The sequence below is a fragment of the Flavobacterium sp. N2038 genome (assembly GCF_025947185.1).
Classification (GTDB): Bacteria; Bacteroidota; Bacteroidia; order Flavobacteriales; family Flavobacteriaceae; genus Flavobacterium.
Window position 1 is genome coordinate 3,144,399 of record NZ_CP110001.1, and the last position, 17,622, is coordinate 3,162,020.

At 33.4% G+C, this 17,622-nt stretch carries 16 protein-coding genes; 3 read left to right on the forward strand and 13 right to left on the reverse strand.

Translation table 11 applies throughout. The features are described from left to right. Positions 1-145 precede the first annotated feature (145 nt). On the reverse strand, positions 146-1,417 hold the full coding sequence (locus OLM51_RS13920; protein ID WP_264551206.1) for a BamA/TamA family outer membrane protein: 1,272 nt from the start codon (positions 1,415-1,417) through the stop codon (positions 146-148). Positions 1,418-1,635: 218 nt separating this feature from the next. Here OLM51_RS13920 and OLM51_RS13925 point away from each other — a divergent pair, with 218 nt between their 5' ends. Beyond that, on the forward strand, positions 1,636-2,214 hold the full coding sequence (locus tag OLM51_RS13925; RefSeq protein WP_264551207.1) for a pentapeptide repeat-containing protein: 579 nt from the start codon (positions 1,636-1,638) through the stop codon (positions 2,212-2,214). Here OLM51_RS13925 and OLM51_RS13930 read toward each other — a convergent pair. The 6 genes from OLM51_RS13930 to glyA form a co-directional block, all read right to left on the reverse strand. Beyond that, complete coding sequence (locus OLM51_RS13930; RefSeq protein WP_264551208.1) at positions 2,201-3,640, reverse strand: MFS transporter; 1,440 nt, start codon at positions 3,638-3,640, stop codon at positions 2,201-2,203. The genes OLM51_RS13925 and OLM51_RS13930 overlap by 14 nt on opposite strands. A 40-nt stretch (positions 3,641-3,680) precedes the next feature. Continuing rightward, positions 3,681-4,247, reverse strand: a complete 567-nt coding sequence (locus tag OLM51_RS13935) for a TetR/AcrR family transcriptional regulator (RefSeq protein WP_264551209.1) — start codon at positions 4,245-4,247, stop codon at positions 3,681-3,683. A 133-nt stretch (positions 4,248-4,380) separates the two neighbouring features. After that, a complete protein-coding gene (locus tag OLM51_RS13940; RefSeq protein ID WP_264551210.1) occupies positions 4,381-4,878 on the reverse strand; it encodes a GNAT family N-acetyltransferase in 498 nt (165 codons plus the stop codon). Positions 4,879-4,896: 18 nt separating this feature from the next. Next, positions 4,897-5,937, reverse strand: coding sequence for a GMP reductase (locus OLM51_RS13945; RefSeq protein ID WP_264551211.1), 1,041 nt, complete (start codon positions 5,935-5,937; stop codon positions 4,897-4,899). Between the two features lie 244 nt (positions 5,938-6,181). Continuing rightward, entirely contained in the window at positions 6,182-6,775 is a 594-nt protein-coding gene (locus OLM51_RS13950) for a tRNA-(ms[2]io[6]A)-hydroxylase (RefSeq protein WP_089055797.1), read from the reverse strand. A 135-nt stretch (positions 6,776-6,910) separates the two neighbouring features. Then, positions 6,911-8,185, reverse strand: coding sequence for a serine hydroxymethyltransferase (gene glyA, locus OLM51_RS13955; protein ID WP_264551212.1), 1,275 nt, complete (start codon positions 8,183-8,185; stop codon positions 6,911-6,913). A gap of 108 nt (positions 8,186-8,293) precedes the next feature. On the opposite strand from glyA, the gene fahA reads away from it, so the two are divergent. Beyond that, positions 8,294-9,577, forward strand: coding sequence for a fumarylacetoacetase (fahA, locus tag OLM51_RS13960; protein ID WP_264551213.1), 1,284 nt, complete (start codon positions 8,294-8,296; stop codon positions 9,575-9,577). 500 nt (positions 9,578-10,077) lie between these two features. Here fahA and OLM51_RS13965 read toward each other — a convergent pair whose 3' ends face one another. Continuing rightward, positions 10,078-11,118 (reverse strand): agmatine/peptidylarginine deiminase, encoded by a 1,041-nt coding sequence (locus OLM51_RS13965; RefSeq protein WP_264551214.1) that lies wholly within the window; start codon positions 11,116-11,118, stop codon positions 10,078-10,080. A gap of 185 nt (positions 11,119-11,303) precedes the next feature. Here OLM51_RS13965 and OLM51_RS13970 point away from each other — a divergent pair, with 185 nt between their 5' ends. Beyond that, the gene (locus OLM51_RS13970) at positions 11,304-12,824 is read left to right on the forward strand and encodes a choice-of-anchor I family protein (protein WP_264551215.1); all 1,521 of its coding nucleotides are present in this window, start codon (positions 11,304-11,306) and stop codon (positions 12,822-12,824) included. A gap of 77 nt (positions 12,825-12,901) precedes the next feature. On the opposite strand, the gene OLM51_RS13975 is transcribed toward OLM51_RS13970, so the two are convergent. The 5 genes from OLM51_RS13975 to OLM51_RS13995 form a co-directional block, all read right to left on the reverse strand. Next, positions 12,902-13,792, reverse strand: coding sequence for a carbon-nitrogen hydrolase (locus tag OLM51_RS13975; protein WP_264551216.1), 891 nt, complete (start codon positions 13,790-13,792; stop codon positions 12,902-12,904). 181 nt (positions 13,793-13,973) lie between these two features. Then, the gene (locus OLM51_RS13980; protein WP_264551217.1) at positions 13,974-14,384 is read right to left on the reverse strand and encodes a hypothetical protein; all 411 of its coding nucleotides are present in this window, start codon (positions 14,382-14,384) and stop codon (positions 13,974-13,976) included. Between the two features lie 342 nt (positions 14,385-14,726). After that, a complete protein-coding gene (locus OLM51_RS13985; protein WP_264551218.1) occupies positions 14,727-15,617 on the reverse strand; it encodes a DUF808 domain-containing protein in 891 nt (296 codons plus the stop codon). A 390-nt stretch (positions 15,618-16,007) separates the two neighbouring features. Then, positions 16,008-17,048 (reverse strand): hypothetical protein, encoded by a 1,041-nt coding sequence (locus tag OLM51_RS13990; protein ID WP_264551219.1) that lies wholly within the window; start codon positions 17,046-17,048, stop codon positions 16,008-16,010. A gap of 21 nt (positions 17,049-17,069) precedes the next feature. Continuing rightward, complete coding sequence (locus OLM51_RS13995) at positions 17,070-17,561, reverse strand: T9SS type A sorting domain-containing protein (protein ID WP_264551220.1); 492 nt, start codon at positions 17,559-17,561, stop codon at positions 17,070-17,072. Positions 17,562-17,622: the final 61 nt, after the last annotated feature.

A 17,622-nucleotide genomic window follows, 5' to 3' on the forward strand; every position in this document is an offset into this window, starting at 1 on the left:
CTTGTGTATACAACAAAAATAAGGATTGAGTTCAAAAATAGTGCTCTAAACCATGATAATTATGATTTAATTATGAACAATAAAATTTAATAGAAGTCCTGAAGTTTGACTTTTATACCTTTTTTATCCTTTGAAATTATTCATTTTAGAATGTTTCTCCGGCATTTAAGTAAAATCCTTTAGAATTATTACCCCAGGCATAATCTACAATAAGATTGGTTCGGGTCGCTTTATCAATTAAAATACGTAATCCCACACCCGCTGCAGGTTGTATGGCGTGAAAAAGATTGGTGTTAGTATCAGGATTACTGGTTGTAATAAAGTTTGTAAAGACAGTTCCGCTAAACATCTGATTACAGCTAAGTGGAAATCTAAATTCAGCTGCTAAATACACCAAATTGGTTCCTCTAAATAATCCCTGAGTATATCCTTCTCCACTTCGACTGCGTTGATCCCAGCCAATTGCCGGCAAATTTAAATAAGGGACTTTACCTTTTGTCACAAATTGTCCGTATGTCCAAAGTGCCAGTATATATCTCTTATCTTTTGCAGAAACGGGAATAAAGTTTCTATATTCTGCATACAGTACATTACTTACTTCCTGATTATCAAACAATACAGGATTAAAACGATAATTTAAGTTAGCAAACCATCCGTGAGTCGCATTAACCTGATTGTCTCTTGAATCGTAAACCAAATTAAGGCTCATTCCGTTCAGGAAATACTCCTTATCATCAAACCCGTATTTTTGATTGTAATTGTAATGATAAGTAAACTTTCCGTTGGCTACATCAAGATCTTTGTCTACAATACTGGAATACCAGTCAATATTGATTCCTCCGCCAACATAAAAATTTTTCTTTACCTCAAAAGAAACAGATTGATGAAATTTAAAATAATTATAATCCATTGGCTGCGCAATAGAATCTATACTAAATCCAGGAACCTGATCCCGACGTGGTGGTATAATATCTGTTCCTAACCCATAATTAGGCTGCGAAAATATATACAAACGATAATCACCACTTAAAAATATCTTATTATTTTTTAGCAAAATATTGTTCTTTACATTTACAAGCCACTGTTTTTTTGTTGTATACGTTATCCCAAGATTTGCGATAGAATATTTATCGGCTTTTTCTTTTCCTTTAAAGGTATACTGTGCAACACCTCCAAAGAAAAACCCGGTTGCAGGCTGAGAACCAATTGCAGGAATTACTAAAAAGAAGCTGTTTTTTATAGGCTTAACGACATAAATAGAATCTTTCTTTTTAAAGATTTCCAGTATTGTTTTGGGTGGGCAAATTTTGGAGCTGTCTATTTCATTTTGAGCTGTTAAACTAAAAGAAATAAAAAAGAGTAATCCCAGGATTCTATATTTATTCTGAAAATAATTATTTTTTAAAAATTTTACCATTTTCAAGTTTTATTTTTTTAGAAGCAATAATTAATTCATTGTAAATATATAGCTTATTTTCAAGATATTACACTTAAACAATCAAAAACTTACCTCTTAAAATATGCAGCTATTATGCTCTTAAAAAAGCATGTTAATTTAAAATGTTTTAAAAATTAACTGAAATATTCAGTTGTAAATTAGTACCTTTTCAGTCTCAAAAAACAGCCAGAATAAACTTGAAAAAAGAAAGCGAATATTTCCTTGACAAGGAATACAATACTATTACTTACGCAAAAGAAGATCTGAATTTTAAAGACTTTGAATGCTGTATTTTTAATAATTGTAATTTTTCTGCCTGTACTTTTCTTGCCGTTACTTTTATCGATTGTGTTTTTAATGATTGCATTTTTAATGACGCAAAAATTAATTATGTTGCTTTTAGAACCGCTACTTTTAATCGTTGTGAAATCAAAGAAGTTAATTTTGCCATGTGCGACAAATTAATTTTCGAAATTGAGTTTAATGACTGTGTACTTGATTTTTCGAAGTTTTACACTTTAAAAATAAAAGGAACAACTTTCACTAATTGTAGTTTGATTGCTGTTGATTTTATGGCTGCAGATCTTACAAATGTAGTTTTCTACAATTGCGATTTATACCGGTCTGAATTTGATAAAGCAATCGCCAATAAAACTGACTTTCAGACAAGCTACAATTATACCATAGATCCTTCTAAAACTAAACTGAAAAAAGCTGTGTTTTCTTTGAAAGAAGTAAAAGGATTACTTTTTAAGCATGATGTTATTGTGAGTTAGATATAATTATCTTTTTTTCTTTAATTTTTTGCTTTTTAGGAAGTATTGATTTTGGCAAAAAAATCAAAATAGACAACACGCCGCCTAAGCAAAACAAATGAATAAAAGCCGTGTACAAAAAGGCATTATAAAAATGCTGAAAATCCCTATTCTCTTTTAGAAAATAATAAAATACACTTCCGGTTAGCGCAATTCCCAAAGCTCCAAACAATTGCTGAAGTGTTGAATAAACTCCAGATGCATTTCCAATCATATTTTCAGGTAAGCCTTTCAGAGCAATATTAGCAAATGAAGGTAAAACTAATGCTACTCCAAAACCATGTACGAACATTACCAGATATCCTCTAAAATCAATTATTTGGAAGTAAAAAAATACAAGCTGCAAAATCAACGCAAGAATTAGAAGTAATACACCAAAAATTAACACCGTCTTACCGAAACGCAGTACTAATCTCGCAGAGAAAAACGAAGCAAAAATAAATCCACCACCCTGAAATACAACAAAATACCCTGCTTGCATAGGTAACAATTTAATCCCCTCTTGTAAAAAAACTGCAAGCACAAAAAAATAAGCATCCAGCATTAGCATAAACAACGCCGAAGCAGAAACTGCAATATTAAAATTCTTGTTGCTAAAAAGTTTCAGATCCAATAATGGTTCTTTGTTATTTAATTTCCTTTTCTTTTGTCTAAAAAGGAATGCTAAAAGAAATAGTAATGATAGTGGTATGAATAACTTCATTAAGGTATTTTGCTCAAATCCAACGGCTATTGAAAACACCAATATTATAAGTCCGACACATAATATAAAAGCGCTGGTATAGTCTATTTGTAAAGCCGAATTATCTCTCGACTCATCCAGATAGCATATCGCCAAAACAAGAGCTATTACACAAATTGGAACATTAATAAGAAATATATACCGCCACGATTGATCAACAATAAACGGTTCAAGCTCTACAAAAAAACCTCCTAAAAATTGCCCCAGCATTGTACCTATACCAATGGCAATTCCGTACCACCCCATCGCATATGTACGTTCTTTATGATCAGCAAAAAGAACCTGGATATAAGAAAGTACTTGTGGAGACATCAATCCTGCACTTACTCCTTGAAAAAATCTCAAAGCGATAAGCTGGTTTGTTGACATCGCGATACCACATCCCACAGACGTACACAGAAAGAGCAACATTCCTAAAATAAAAATTTTCTTTCTGCCATAGTAATCCCCAATTTTTCCTCCGAATATTAAAAATGATGCAAACCCAACCATGTACATCGCAACTACCAATTGAATTTTTCCATCAGGAGATTCAAGTCCTTCCTGAATTGATGGAATAGCGACGTTTACAACAAAAATATCTAAAATTGTCAGCAAATGCGCCAACAACAGTATAAGTAATGAAATATGTTTTTTATTTTTCATGATATATAGAATGATCTATCTATTTTTAATTAAAAAAAAATTAAAATAATTGTGCAATTGCTTTTTTTACTTCGTTTAGATCTTTACTATTTCCATGTATACTTGCCGATACAACGGCACCTTCTATCATTAGAAAGATCATATTACCAAGAATATTCCTTTCTATCGAAAGCTTTTGTTCTGCACTGATTTCAGCAACGATTTCATCAATATAATCGCTTTGACGCTGTTTGTGAGCAACGATAAATTGCTCTATTTTAGCATCTGTTCGTCCTATTTCTGCATTTATTTTAATAAAATGGCATCCCGAATAACTTGCCTCAGTCTGGAGTTTTGTACGATAATCTACTAATTTAAGAAGCTTTTTAAGAGGCTGTTTTTCCTCTTTTAGATAATCATTAAGATTCTCGAAGTACTCAATTTCCTGCTGCTCCAAATAATGATACAATAAATCATTTTTAGATTGATAATGTTTGTACAGAGAACCTATTGCAATATCAGCCTCGGCAATAATCTGATTGATTCCTGTACTATTAAATCCCTGATGGTAAAACAAGCGTGATGATGTATCAAGTATTCGTTCTTTTACACTTTTTTTCTGGTTCATTTTGTTTTTTATCAAAGGTATAATAAAAAATAGATAACTCTATCTATTTTATCGCTTAAAAAATAAAAACTCTTTTACCCTAATAACCTTGTATTTAGTAAATTTCTAAAAGAATAAATACACTCAAAAGAGACTATAAAGTTTTCCCCATCACATAATCCTCCATCAAATATCCATTCCCAATTTCTATATCAACCGTCTCTTTAATTTCGAAACCTATTTTTTTATAGAAATTTAATGCCGTATTAAAACGGTTTACATTTAAGGAAAGGGCACTGGAATTGTTTTCTAGAGCCAATTTTTCAATTGAGTCAAAAACAATTTTTCCGTAACCTTTACCTTGTGTTTCCGGCAAGAGATAGATTTTATGGATTTTGGTAATGGCTTCATATTTATAATTATGCTCAATTCCTATAAAACCAATTGTCGATGATGAATCTGAAATTAGATAAAACAACTGTTCTTTATTCTCAATTTGTTTTGCTAAAGCTTCGTCAGAATAAAATAAACCTAACATATAATCTAACTGCTCCTGAGATAAAATTTCTCCATAAGTAATAGGCCACGTGATATTTGTAATTTTCTGAATTATTTTGATATCCCCTAAACCTGCTTCTGAAATTGTAATCATAATCTATTTAAAAGTATTTTAATTTGTAAAAACTTGATTTTCCTGTTCGCTTACGCGAATGAAGGTTGTTCGTTTGGTTAATTCTTTTAATCTGGAAGCACCAACATAAGTACAAGTACTTCGCAAGCCACCCAAAATATCTAAAACTGTTGCAATAACATTTCCTTTAAACGGAACCTGAACTGTTTTTCCTTCGCTTGCTCTGTATTCTGCTACTCCACCAACGTGTTTATCCATTGCAGTTGCAGAGCTCATTCCGTAAAACTGTTTATATTTTTCGCCTTTTATTTCAATTAATTCTCCTCCACTTTCTGCATGTCCGGCCAGCATTCCGCCCAACATTACAAAATCTGAACCTGCACCAAAAGCTTTTGCAACATCACCCGGAGTTGTACAGCCGCCATCACTTATAATGTGCCCACCTAAACCGTGGGCAGCATCAGCACATTCAATAATGGCAGAAAGCTGCGGATAACCTACGCCGGTTTTTACTCGTGTGGTACAAACTGATCCCGGTCCAATTCCGACTTTTACAATGTCGGCACCTGCCAATAATAATTCTTCTACCATTTCGCCTGTTACCACATTTCCGGCAATAATTACTTTATCAGGATATTGTTTTCTGGTTTGTTTTAAAAACTGAACAAAGTGCTCTGAATAACCATTGGCAACATCAATACAAATAAATTTAAGTAACGGGTTTGCAGTGATTACCTTCCCTATTTTCTCAAAATCATCTTTTCCCGTTCCGGTACTTATAGCGATGAAATTGTAGAAATCAGGAGTTGCGTTTTTCAAAAAATCATTCCATTGCTCTAACGTGTAGTGTTTATGAATCGCAGTAAAAAGCTTTTCTTTTGCCAAAACCTGAGCCATTTCAAAAGTACCTACAGTATCCATATTGGCAGCCATAATCGGAATTCCAGTCCAATTTGTTGTGCTGTGCAAAAACTTAAAATTTTGCTCTAGAGATACTTCAGATCTACTTTTCAGTGTTGATCTTTTTGGTCGAATCATTACATCTTTAAATCCCAATTTCAGGTCTGTTTCTATTCTCATGGCATTGAATTTTGATTACTTTCAAATATAATGATTTTAGATTTTAGATCGTAGATTTAGGTTGCTAACTGAACATTAAATTTAGCACACAGATGACACAGATTCGCTATCGCGAAAACACAGATTAAAACGGATTTTTTATTTTTGAAATTTCATAGAGACACACTGAGTTTCTCAAAGACTCACAAAGTTTACACGCTGTTATTTTGGAATTTGGAATTTTAAAATTGGAATTTTATTTTAATTATCCGTGTATCGTCTCTCCTTTTCCGTAATTAGTAATGATTGACTCTTCAAACTCCAACCATTCTCTCCAACGTTTTTCAACATCAATTCCAACTCCGTATTTACGTGCGTAAGTGATAAAAGTAGTATAATGTCCGGCTTCACTTTCCATTAATTCTCTGTAAAAAACAGCCAGTTCTTCATCTTTAATATTTTCAGAAAGCACTTTAAAACGTTCACAGCTTCTTGCTTCGATCATGGCAGAAAACAGTAATCTTTCTACCAAACCAGAAACACGACTTCCGTCACCGCTTTTCTTCATATATAAATACAATTCATTTACATAATCGTCTTTACGCTCACGTCCTAATTTTAATCCTCTTTTGATGATGATATTATGGACTTGTTCAAAATGATCGATTTCTTCTTTGGCCAGAGCCAATAAATCCTGGACTAAATCCTGATGTTCAGAATTGTTTGTAATAATTGTAATCGCGTTTGTTGCTGCTTTTTGCTCGCACCAAGCGTGATCAGTAAGGATTTCTTCAATATTTTTCTCAACAATATTTACCCATCTTGGGTCGGTTGGCAATTGTAATCTTAATACGCCCATTCTTTTAAGTCTTAAAGTTTGAAAGTCGAAAGTTATAAAGTCTAAAAATAAAAGTCGAAGATCAAAATTAAAATAGAATTTTACATTCCATTTCAAGACTTTCGACCTTCGACTTTAAGACTTTATGACTAATTTTTAATAAGCAAAAATTGGTCTTTCGCTCATCATTTCGTTTACTTGTTCAGCAACTTCTTCGATAACTGCTTCATTTGTATGATCAGCAAGTACTCTGTCGATCAAATCAACAATAGTTTCCATATCTTTTTCAACTAAACCACGAGTTGTGATTGCAGCTGTTCCTACACGAATTCCAGAAGTAACAAATGGAGATTTGTCATCAAAAGGAACCATGTTTTTATTTACTGTAATTTCAGCTTTTACTAATGCATTTTCAGCTTCTTTACCAGAAATATTTTTATTTCTTAAGTCAATAAGCATCATATGGTTATCTGTTCCGCCAGAGATAATGTTGTAACCTCTTTTTACGAAAGCATCAGCCATTGCATTTGCATTTTTCTGCAATTGCATTGCATAAGTAAAGAACTCATCTTTAAGAGCTTCACCAAAAGCAACTGCTTTAGCAGCGATAATGTGCATTAAAGGCCCACCTTGATTCCCTGGGAAAACAGCTAAGTCTAATAATGAAGACATCATTCTGATTTCTCCTTTTGGAGTTTTTAAACCTTGTGGATTTTCAAAATCTTTCCCCATTAAGATCAAACCTCCACGAGGTCCGCGTAATGTTTTATGAGTTGTAGTAGAAACAATATGACAATGTGGGATTGGGTCATTCATTAATCCTTTTGCAATAAGACCAGCAGGGTGAGAAATATCAGCAAATAAGATTGCTCCTACACTATCTGCAATTTGTCTGAAACGAGCAAAATCCATATCACGAGAATAAGCCGAAGCTCCTGCGATAATTAATTTTGGCTGTTCTTTAGTTGCAATTTCTTGGATTTTGTCATAGTCTAAACGACCAGTTTCTGCATCTACACCGTAAAAAACAGGACGATATAAACGACCTGAGAAATTTACAGGAGAACCGTGAGTCAAGTGACCACCGTGAGATAAATCGAAACCTAAAATAGTATCACCAGGATTTAAACATGCATGGTAAACTGATGTATTTGCCTGAGAACCTGAGTGAGGCTGTACGTTTGCATATTCAGCACCAAATAATTCTTTAGCTCTGTCAATTGCAATTTGCTCAATAACGTCAACTACTTCGCAACCGCCGTAGTATCTTTTGCCAGGATATCCCTCAGCATATTTATTAGTTAAAACAGAACCAGCTGCTTCCATTACCTCATCACTTACAAAATTCTCTGAAGCGATAAGTTCTAATCCGTGAATTTGTCTATCTTTTTCCTCTAGAATAAGATCAAAAATTTGTTCGTCGCGTTGCATTTTTTCGTTTTTCGTTAATTTGATGCAAAAATACAAAAAAACGTTTGCCAAACTGTTAGATTATGATATATTTGACATAGAATTTTTCAACAAATAATTAACACTCACATGCCAATAACCGCCAACGATACCAAAAGAAAATCATGGTTAGAAGTACCAGAAAATAGTGACTTCCCTATTCAGAATATCCCTTTCGGTGTATTTCTTACTAAAGAAAATGTCGTTACAGTAGGAACGCGAATTGGCGATTATGCCATAGATTTAGGGGCTTTGCAACAATTAAACTATTTTGAAGGAATAGATTTAACAGATGATATGTTTATGCAGGACACGCTTAATGATTTTATTTCCGACGGAAAAAAGACATGGCGTTTAGTCCGAAATCGTATTGCTGAGATTTTCGATGCAACCAACCCACAACTTAGAGATTCAACAAAAGATCGCGATATTGTTATTTTTAATATTGACGATGTTGAAATGCAATTACCGGTTTTAATTGGTGATTATACCGATTTTTACTCTAGTAAAGAACATGCTACAAACGTAGGAAAAATGTTCAGAGATCCGGAAAATGCTTTATTACCAAACTGGCTTCATATTCCGGTTGGATACCACGGAAGAAGTTCTACAATTGTGCCTTCCGGAATTCCGGTTCACAGACCAATGGGACAAACTTTGCCTGCTGGCCACGATACACCGGTTTTTGGTGCTTCACGTTTAGTCGATTTCGAATTAGAAACCGCTTTTATTACTACCGATGTAAACATAATGGGAGAAAACATCCCGACTTATGAAGCTGAAGATTATATTTTCGGAATGGTTTTACTAAATGACTGGAGTGCCCGTGATATTCAAAAATGGGAATATGTACCACTTGGGCCATTTTTAGCTAAAAACTTCGCAACTTCAATTTCTCCGTGGATTGTAACTATGGATGCTTTGGAACCCTTTAGAACTAAAGGACCAAAACAAGATCCGTCTCCGCTTCCTTATTTACAGACTAAAGGAAAAAGAGCGTTTGATATTCACTTAGAAGTTTCAGTAAAACCTGAAAATCAAGAAGAAACTGTTGTTTCAAAATCAAACTTTAAATATTTATACTGGTCAATGTGTCAGCAATTAGCGCATCATACTTCAAATGGTTGTCGCGTAAATTCTGGTGACATGATGGGCTCCGGAACAATTTCTGGCCCAACTCCGGATAGTTTTGGTTCGATGTTGGAATTAACATGGGGAGGAAAAAATCCGATTCAGTTAAATGGTGGAGGAGAACGTAAATTTATCGAAGATAATGATACTGTAATCATTAGAGGTTTCTGCGAAAGCAATGAAGTTAGAATTGGTTTTGGTGAAGTTTCCAGCCAATTATTACCTCCCTTCGTGAGACAATGAAGAGCAGATAATTTATCTGAAGAGATATAGAAATAGAAAAACCTTGTTAGTTGTCTAACAAGGTTTTTTGTTTTTATCCCTTACCACAGATTATATGGATTGAAATGATTTTTTATCTGAATATTTTAAATCTCGCAAAGTCGCGAAGACGCTAAGTTTTTTTATACATTGTCAGGCTGAGCGAAGTCGAATTCCTGCAAAGTTTTTTGTTGCCTCCAGTTTTAACTGGAGGGATTTATATTGAGCATAAAAAAGGCTTTAGCCAAAAATGCGAATTTTGGCTAAAGCCCTTTACGGTGACTTTATTTTTCCTCCAGTTAAAACTGGAGGCTATTTGATAAATTATAAAAACTTTGCGACTCTGCTACTTTGCGAGATTAAATCTTTATACAATACTTTGAAAAAAACTTTGCACGGCTTCTCCCGAAGCCTCGGGATCGCTCAGCCTGACAAAACAATTCAAAAAAACTTAGTGCCTTTGAGCCTTTGTGGCAAAAAAGCTAAGCAGGAATTTGCTGGCTCAAACAATGTAATGTCCCGAATCCCCAGATAAAATCAATACAACTTATTCCGATTACTTCTCTATCAGGAAAACATTCTGATAATATATTTAAAGCCACACGATCGTTGCTATCATTAAATGTTGGAACTAAAACACAATTATTCAAGATTAAGAAATTAGCATAACTTGCCGGTAATCTTAAATCTTCAAAATCTACTCGTTTTGGCATTGGCAATGCTACAACAACTGGCGATTTTCCGTTTTCTAATTTTGCATTTTGCAAACGTTTTAAATTATCCTGCAAAGGTTTATAATTAGAATCGTTTTTATCTGTTTCTACAATAGTTACGATAGTATCTTCATTTACAAATCGGCATAAATCGTCGATATGTCCGTGAGTATCATCTCCTTCAATTCCATCTCCTAACCAAATTACGTTAGTAACACCTAAATATTCTTTAAAAACTGCTTCGTAATCTTCTTTAGTAAATCCTGCATTTCGTACCTGAATTGTTGGATGCATTAAACACTCCTCAGAAGTTAGTAAAGTTCCTTTTCCATTTACATCAATTGCTCCGCCCTCTACAATTACCGGTTTTCCTTTGTACATCACCTGTGTTAAAGGAACATCAATAAAATCAGCTATTTTACCCGGAACAAATTTATCCAACTGATAATTTTTATATTTCGCCCAACCATTAAAGTTAAAATTTAGCGCTTCTCTTTTCGATCCGTTTTTAACCACAATCGGTCCGGAATCACGCATCCAGCTTCTGTTTGTTTTATGGATAATAAATGAAACATTTTTAGTGTTCACACGGGCTCTTTCAAGCATTTCAGCTACTTTCTCTTTTAGCTTTTCATCGGCTACAACCAGGAAAACAGTTTCAAAAGTCGCTACTTTTTTTATAAATTCTACAAAAGCCCATTGAACTGCCTCGTATTTTCCGGGCCAATCGTTACCATTATGCGGAAAACACAAAACAATCCCTTGTTGTTTTTCCCATTCTGCTGGAAATCTTCTATTATTTGTTGACATAAACTGGTTCTAATTTAGAAAGTGCAAAGATAAGCATTCGTTAGGATTATAAAACAACTGAATAAAATTCATATAAAATTTCACAAAAAATATCCTGCAAAAATTAGTTAAAGATTAAATAATACCTGCTTAATATACCGCTAAGTTATGCGAATTACTTTTGGCAAAACTAAAAACTAATAAAAATGAAAAAACTAACCATCTCATTATTAACAGCACTTTTAATTTTGACAAGCTGTAATAACGACGAAAAATCTAATAATGAACAAGAAGACCTTACGGCGAATGAAAATCCGGCAACTTTTAAAGAAATTGGTTCTATAACTATTGGCGGTGAAGCTGCAGCAGAAATTTCTGCTTATTGCGAAAAAACAAAAAAATTATTCACAGTAAATAATAGTGGAGTAAATCAAATTGATGTAATTGATTTAACTGACCCAACAAAACCTGCTAAAATTGGCAAAATTGATTTAACAGCTTATGAAGGTGCATCAAACAGTGTTTCTGTTTATGATGGAAAACTGGCCGTTGCCTTAGAATCTACTGTAAACAAACAAGGAAACGGTAAAGTTGTTGTTTTTAACACTACTGATTATAGCTTAATTAAACAAGTTACAGTTGGTGCTTTACCGGATATGATTACTTTTTCTCCTGACGGAAAATTTATTATGACTGCCAATGAAGGTGAACCAAATACCGATTATTCACAAGATCCAAACGGAACAATTTCAATTATCGAAACAAGTACTTATGCTGTAACAACATTAGATTTCAGTTCTTTCAGTGGTCAGGCTACAACTTTAGCAAAAGACGGATTCAGAATTTCTAAAGTTGCGAAAAGCTTTGCTCAGGATATTGAGCCAGAATACATTACTATTTCTGATGATTCTAAAACTGCATGGGTAACTTTACAAGAAAATAATGGCGTTGCAAAAGTAGATTTGACTTCTAAAACCATCACTGCTATTTATCCTTTAGGTTTAAAAGATTATAATACTACAGAAAATGCTATTGATGTGAGTGATCTTGATGACAAAATTGCTTTCAATCCATGGAAAGTAAAAGGAATGTATATGCCAGATGCAATCGGTCATTTTTCTGCTAACAATGTTCCTTACTTTGTTACCGCAAATGAAGGTGATGCAAGAGAATATACAGCTAATACTGACATCAAACGTATGAAAAGCTTTAAACTTGACGCAACCGTTTTTCCTGATGCTGCGAATTTAAAACTGGACAATATTTTAGGACGATTAAATCTTGTTGCAGATATGGGCGATACTGACGGCGACGGAGATTTAGACCAAATAGTAAGTTTTGGAGCGCGTTCTTTCTCTATCTGGAATGGAAATACAGGGAAAATTGTTTATGACAGCAAAAATGATGTTGACAGAAAAACAAATGAATTAGGAACTTATGATGACAAACGCAGTGATGATAAAGGTTCTGAGCCAGAAGCGGTGGTTGTTGCTAAAATGGGAAATCAGAATATTTTATTTGTGGGACTAGAACGATCTGATGCATTTATGACTTATGATGTTACAAATCCTGCTTCTCCACAATATTTACAAACTGTAAAAACAGGTGATGCTCCAGAAGGAATTTTATTCATTCCAGCTTCTAAAAGTCCAACAAAAAGAAGTTTGCTAGTGGTTAGCAGTGAAGGTGACGGAACTATAAAAATATATCAGCCGGATTTAAAATAAACGGTATTTTAAATATTAAAAAAAGCGGTTTCAAATTATTGAAGCCGCTTTTTTACTTTATATCAAGATAAACTTAATTATCTATCGATTGCTCTTTTTGTAATATCACCAAAGGCATCAATTCTTCTGTCTCTGAAGAATGGCCAGTTCTGACGAACATTTTCCTGTAAGTCTAGATCAACTTCGGCAATTAAGATTTCTTCTTTATCGTGAGAAGCCTGAGCTAAAATCTCTCCTTGTGGGCCAGCGATGAAAGAAGCTCCCCAAAACTGAATTCCTTCTGTTCCTTCAATATATTTTTCAAGACCAATTCTATTAGCAGCTGCAACGAAAACACCATTTGCAACGGCATGACCTTTCATTACATTCATCCACGCTCCATATTGGTTTTCTCCGTATTGCTCTTTTTCTTTCGGATGCCATCCAATTGCTGTTGGGTAAAATAATACCTCAGCACCTTTTAAAGCTGTAATACGTGCTGCTTCCGGATACCATTGATCCCAACAAATAAGTGTTCCAACTGTTCCTTTTTTAGTTTCGATTGCCTGAAAACCTAAATCACCCGGAGTAAAATAGAATTTTTCATAGAAATGCGGATCGTCCGGAATGTGCATTTTACGGTATAAACCAGCTTCTGTACCATCTGTATCGATGATATAAGCACTATTGTGGTAAATTCCAGCCATTCTTTTTTCGAAGAAAGGAACAATAATAACTACTCCTAATTCTTTTGCCAATTCGCTGAAAGCAACAAATGAAGTACTGTAAAGCGGTTCTGCTAATGCAAAATTATCTACATCTTCGCTTTGGCAGAAATAATGACTGCTATATAATTCCGGAAGTAAGATAACTTCTGCTCCCTGACTTGCAGCGTCTCTTACCCAGCTGATACATTTTTTTAGATTGTTTTCGGCAACATCATTCAGATTTAACTGAATAACCGATATTTTATATTTTCTTTTCGGCATGACATAAAATTTAGAGTGCAAAAATAATACTTTTTAAAGGAATGGCAAAGTCAATAACTTTTATATAACATCGAATAAAACATGGAAAATAATTAAATTAAAAAAACCATTTCACATCAGCTTAATACTAAACTTCCGCAAAATGGCTTTCAACCTAAAAAAATATCAACTAAGAGGGTTGTTATTCAATAACTACTTTTTGAGTTACAAATTCAGTTTCTGATTTTTTGAATTTGATTTCGAAAGTTCCTTTTTCAGTTGCTTTAAATTTGTAAACTGTCTTTTTAGGATCTGGTACCTGTTGTGTACAAAGTTCTGACGGGTATTTTGCTTCAACTTGCAATCCTTTTACTTCGCCAATTTTAGTTTCAGAAATTTTATCAAATTCTCCACAAGCATTATCTACAAGAAAAGTTACATCATAACTTAATTCATCATTTACTTTTCCAGTTTCCGGTCCTTTGATTTCTGTTACAAATGCAACTTTTGTTTTTATGGGAGCAACTGCTTTATCATCATCGTTACTGCATGAAATTAATACTGTAGATAAAAATAATACTACTAAAACTGATTTTAATTTAAAACTTTTCATATAAAATAATAATTAATTGTTAATTACTATGAAGACGCGATAGAGTTGCGATGGTTGCTTTTTAAAAATGTTAATTATTTCACCAAAACCATTAAACACCTGAAATTAAGAAACTTATTAAATAAAAATAATTTTAAAAAGAACCGTAATTTCTTATGAAAAACATATTTTATCATACAACCATTATAGCATTAGCATCCTTTTTCCCGCTCTTTTAGCACTAAAAAGACAGAGTACCAAGAGCTACCGGAAAGGGACTAAAAATGCAATAAAACCAGATTTTTTTTGCAAAAAAAACACCAGCCTTTCGGACTGGTGTTTGTAATTTATATGAAGTAATATTTAAAGTGCCGGTTCTTTCTTTTTAAATATCAGTTTGAAGAGATTTACAAATCCCAAAACCACAAATCCTAATACCAAACCTGCTACAAATTCTTTTATTATTGATGGGATGTTTATCTCGGCTGCTAAATGATGGAAATATGGAATATAATGCACGAAGATACCTCCGGCCACTAAAATTAAAGCTATTGTACCAATTACGGTTAAACTTTTAATAACCAACGGAAGAGCTTTTACCAAAATATTCCCAATGAATTTTGAGATACTTTTTTCTTTTTTACTAAACTTAATAAGTTTATAACCTGCTTCATCCATTCTCACAATAAGCGCAACAATACCATATACACCAATAGTTGCAATTAGTGCAATAATAGAAGTTACGATTATTTGTTGTGTTATAGGCTGTCCAATAACGGTCCCTAAAGCTATAATTACAATCTCTACAGATAATATAAAATCAGTTACAATTGCCGATTTTATTTTTCCTTTTTCAGCTTCCAGAATTTGTTCTTCTGTCATAACATCTTCTGTTATTCCCTGAGATTCTTCATGTTTGTGCGGAAAAATAAATTCATATATTTTTTCAGCTCCTTCGTAAGCTAAAAACAATCCTCCTAATACTAAAATTACGATTATCGCTACTGGAAAAAATGCGCTTAATAAAAAAGCTATTGGCAAAATAATGATTTTGTTAAGAAGTGATCCTTTACTAATTGCCCACAATACCGGAAGCTCTCTTGATGATGCAAAACCCGAAGCTTTTTCTGCATTTACCGCCAAATCATCACCTAGAATTCCAGCTGTTTTTTTTGCTGCAACTTTACTCATTACTGCAACATCATCCATAATTGCTGCTATATCATCTAATAGAACGAAAAAACCTGAAGCCATTTTTTAAATTTATTTTTAGTGATGCGAATCTAGACATTTTGCCTTAATCTTCCCAATAATATTACATCAAAATTTGTCTTTTTATCCCTAATTTTCTGTAAATAGATTTTAGCTGCATTGACCTAGAAGAACCCACAGGATTACAAAAACTATAATAGTCCCAAAGCATCCTCCTCCTAATTTTTTAGCTCCGTAGCCTGCCAATAACCCTCTAAATATGTTATTCATGATTTTAAATTTTAATTAATAATTTGCTGATTTTTACTTGTTTAAAATTGAACATTTTTTTTAACCTAATTATTATATGAATTGAGTAAAAAGTTTCAGAATTTAAGGATATAAAAAAGCATCAGCGGTCTACTGATGCTTTTTAAATATTGCATTTTTAAATTAATCTACCGTGACACTGTTACCTCTGGTTAATAAAGTTGCTTTATCAATAATCCCTTGTCCTGTTGGAGGAGCTGGAGGAGTTTGACCCTGCAACTGAATAAAATTTCCTGATGATGGTGTAATATTTAATAATTTATTTAAAATCGAATTAACCTGAGAGCTCGGAAGCCCATTATTGTTAAAGTTTAGACTTGTTTGAGAGTTATAAACTTTTGCAAGCATCGGAAAATCAATTGAACTAAGAGATGTATTGTAGGTAAAATAAATACCCTTGGTTTTAGTTAGTGCAGGAAAAGAAATAGACTTCAAAGATGAATTGTTCATAATACTAATCTCATACCCATGCATTACATTGAATACAGGAAACACAAGTGAACTTAATTTTTCGTTGTTTTCAATTTCTAAATCACCATAAACTTCAATAAGATTATCTACTTTTAGGGAAGTCAGTTTTAGATTATCCATTACAGTAAAATTGATTAAACTCTTTACAGCGCTCAAATCTAAGGTTGTTAAGTTTGTTGTATTCGTAACATAAATGTTTTCTGTATAAGAACCTAATTGCGCTTGTATTTGTGCTGCTGCATCTGCATCTGTAATATCGCCTGTCAATATAACACTAGTTTTTCCCTTATTTACAGTACCTCCAGCATATAATGCATACGGAACGCTTAAAAGCTGGCTTGTCCCGCTAATGGTGTAATTGCTTCCTCCAGTTGGATCAATTTCTGTTTTAATAAAATGCGATCCTGCACCCCAGTCTATCGATGCAAAAGTTCCGGTAGTTGCTGCTCCGCCACCTATTTCTATTGTTGCTAATCCGTTGCTGTTTGTTGTTATGGTTTGTGTTTCTGCGTACGAAGCTGTCCCCGTCGCCGAACCTAATAATATACTGGTTTTTATACTTACTAAAGTATTCGCTACCAACGTTCCGTCTGCTTTGCGAATAACAGACTGGTAATTCATTTTTTGAGGAGCTTGTGCAAATAAAATGCTGAAAGAACTTAGTAATAGTAATGCGAGAGTAATTTTTTTCATATATTTTCTACTGTTTAATCTTTATTTTTTAATGATTTTAAACGTTTTTATGTTTTTGGCATTGTCATTTACTTTCAGAAAATAAATTCCCTGGTTTAATCCCTGCATTGACACTGTTGTTTCTGAGGATACAATTTTTAGATTCTGTGACGCTACTCTTCCATTAATATCAAACAAACAACATGATAGATTATCAAATTTGTGATCAGTAACTACTAAATTGAGATTATCAGTTGCAGGATTTGGATAAGCAGACATTACAAGATTAATTGCGCTAAATTCATCTTTACCTAGTGTCGCTATTTCATAAGGCTGCTGAATCCCCTCTATAGCATATCGTTGATTCCCTGCTAAACTGGTATATACTATTTGTCCAACAGAAAAAGTAGATGTGCCTCCTGGCCCTGAAGAACTTCCGCCAGCCGCCACAATACTTTCCTGAGCATAGGTACTGCTCATACATAAAACACTAATGATAAGTGAATTTAAAAAAATTCGTTGGTTTCCTTTCATATATTTGATTTAATTGTTAATTACTCAAATATATAATAATTCTGACGTAAAATATTATTAA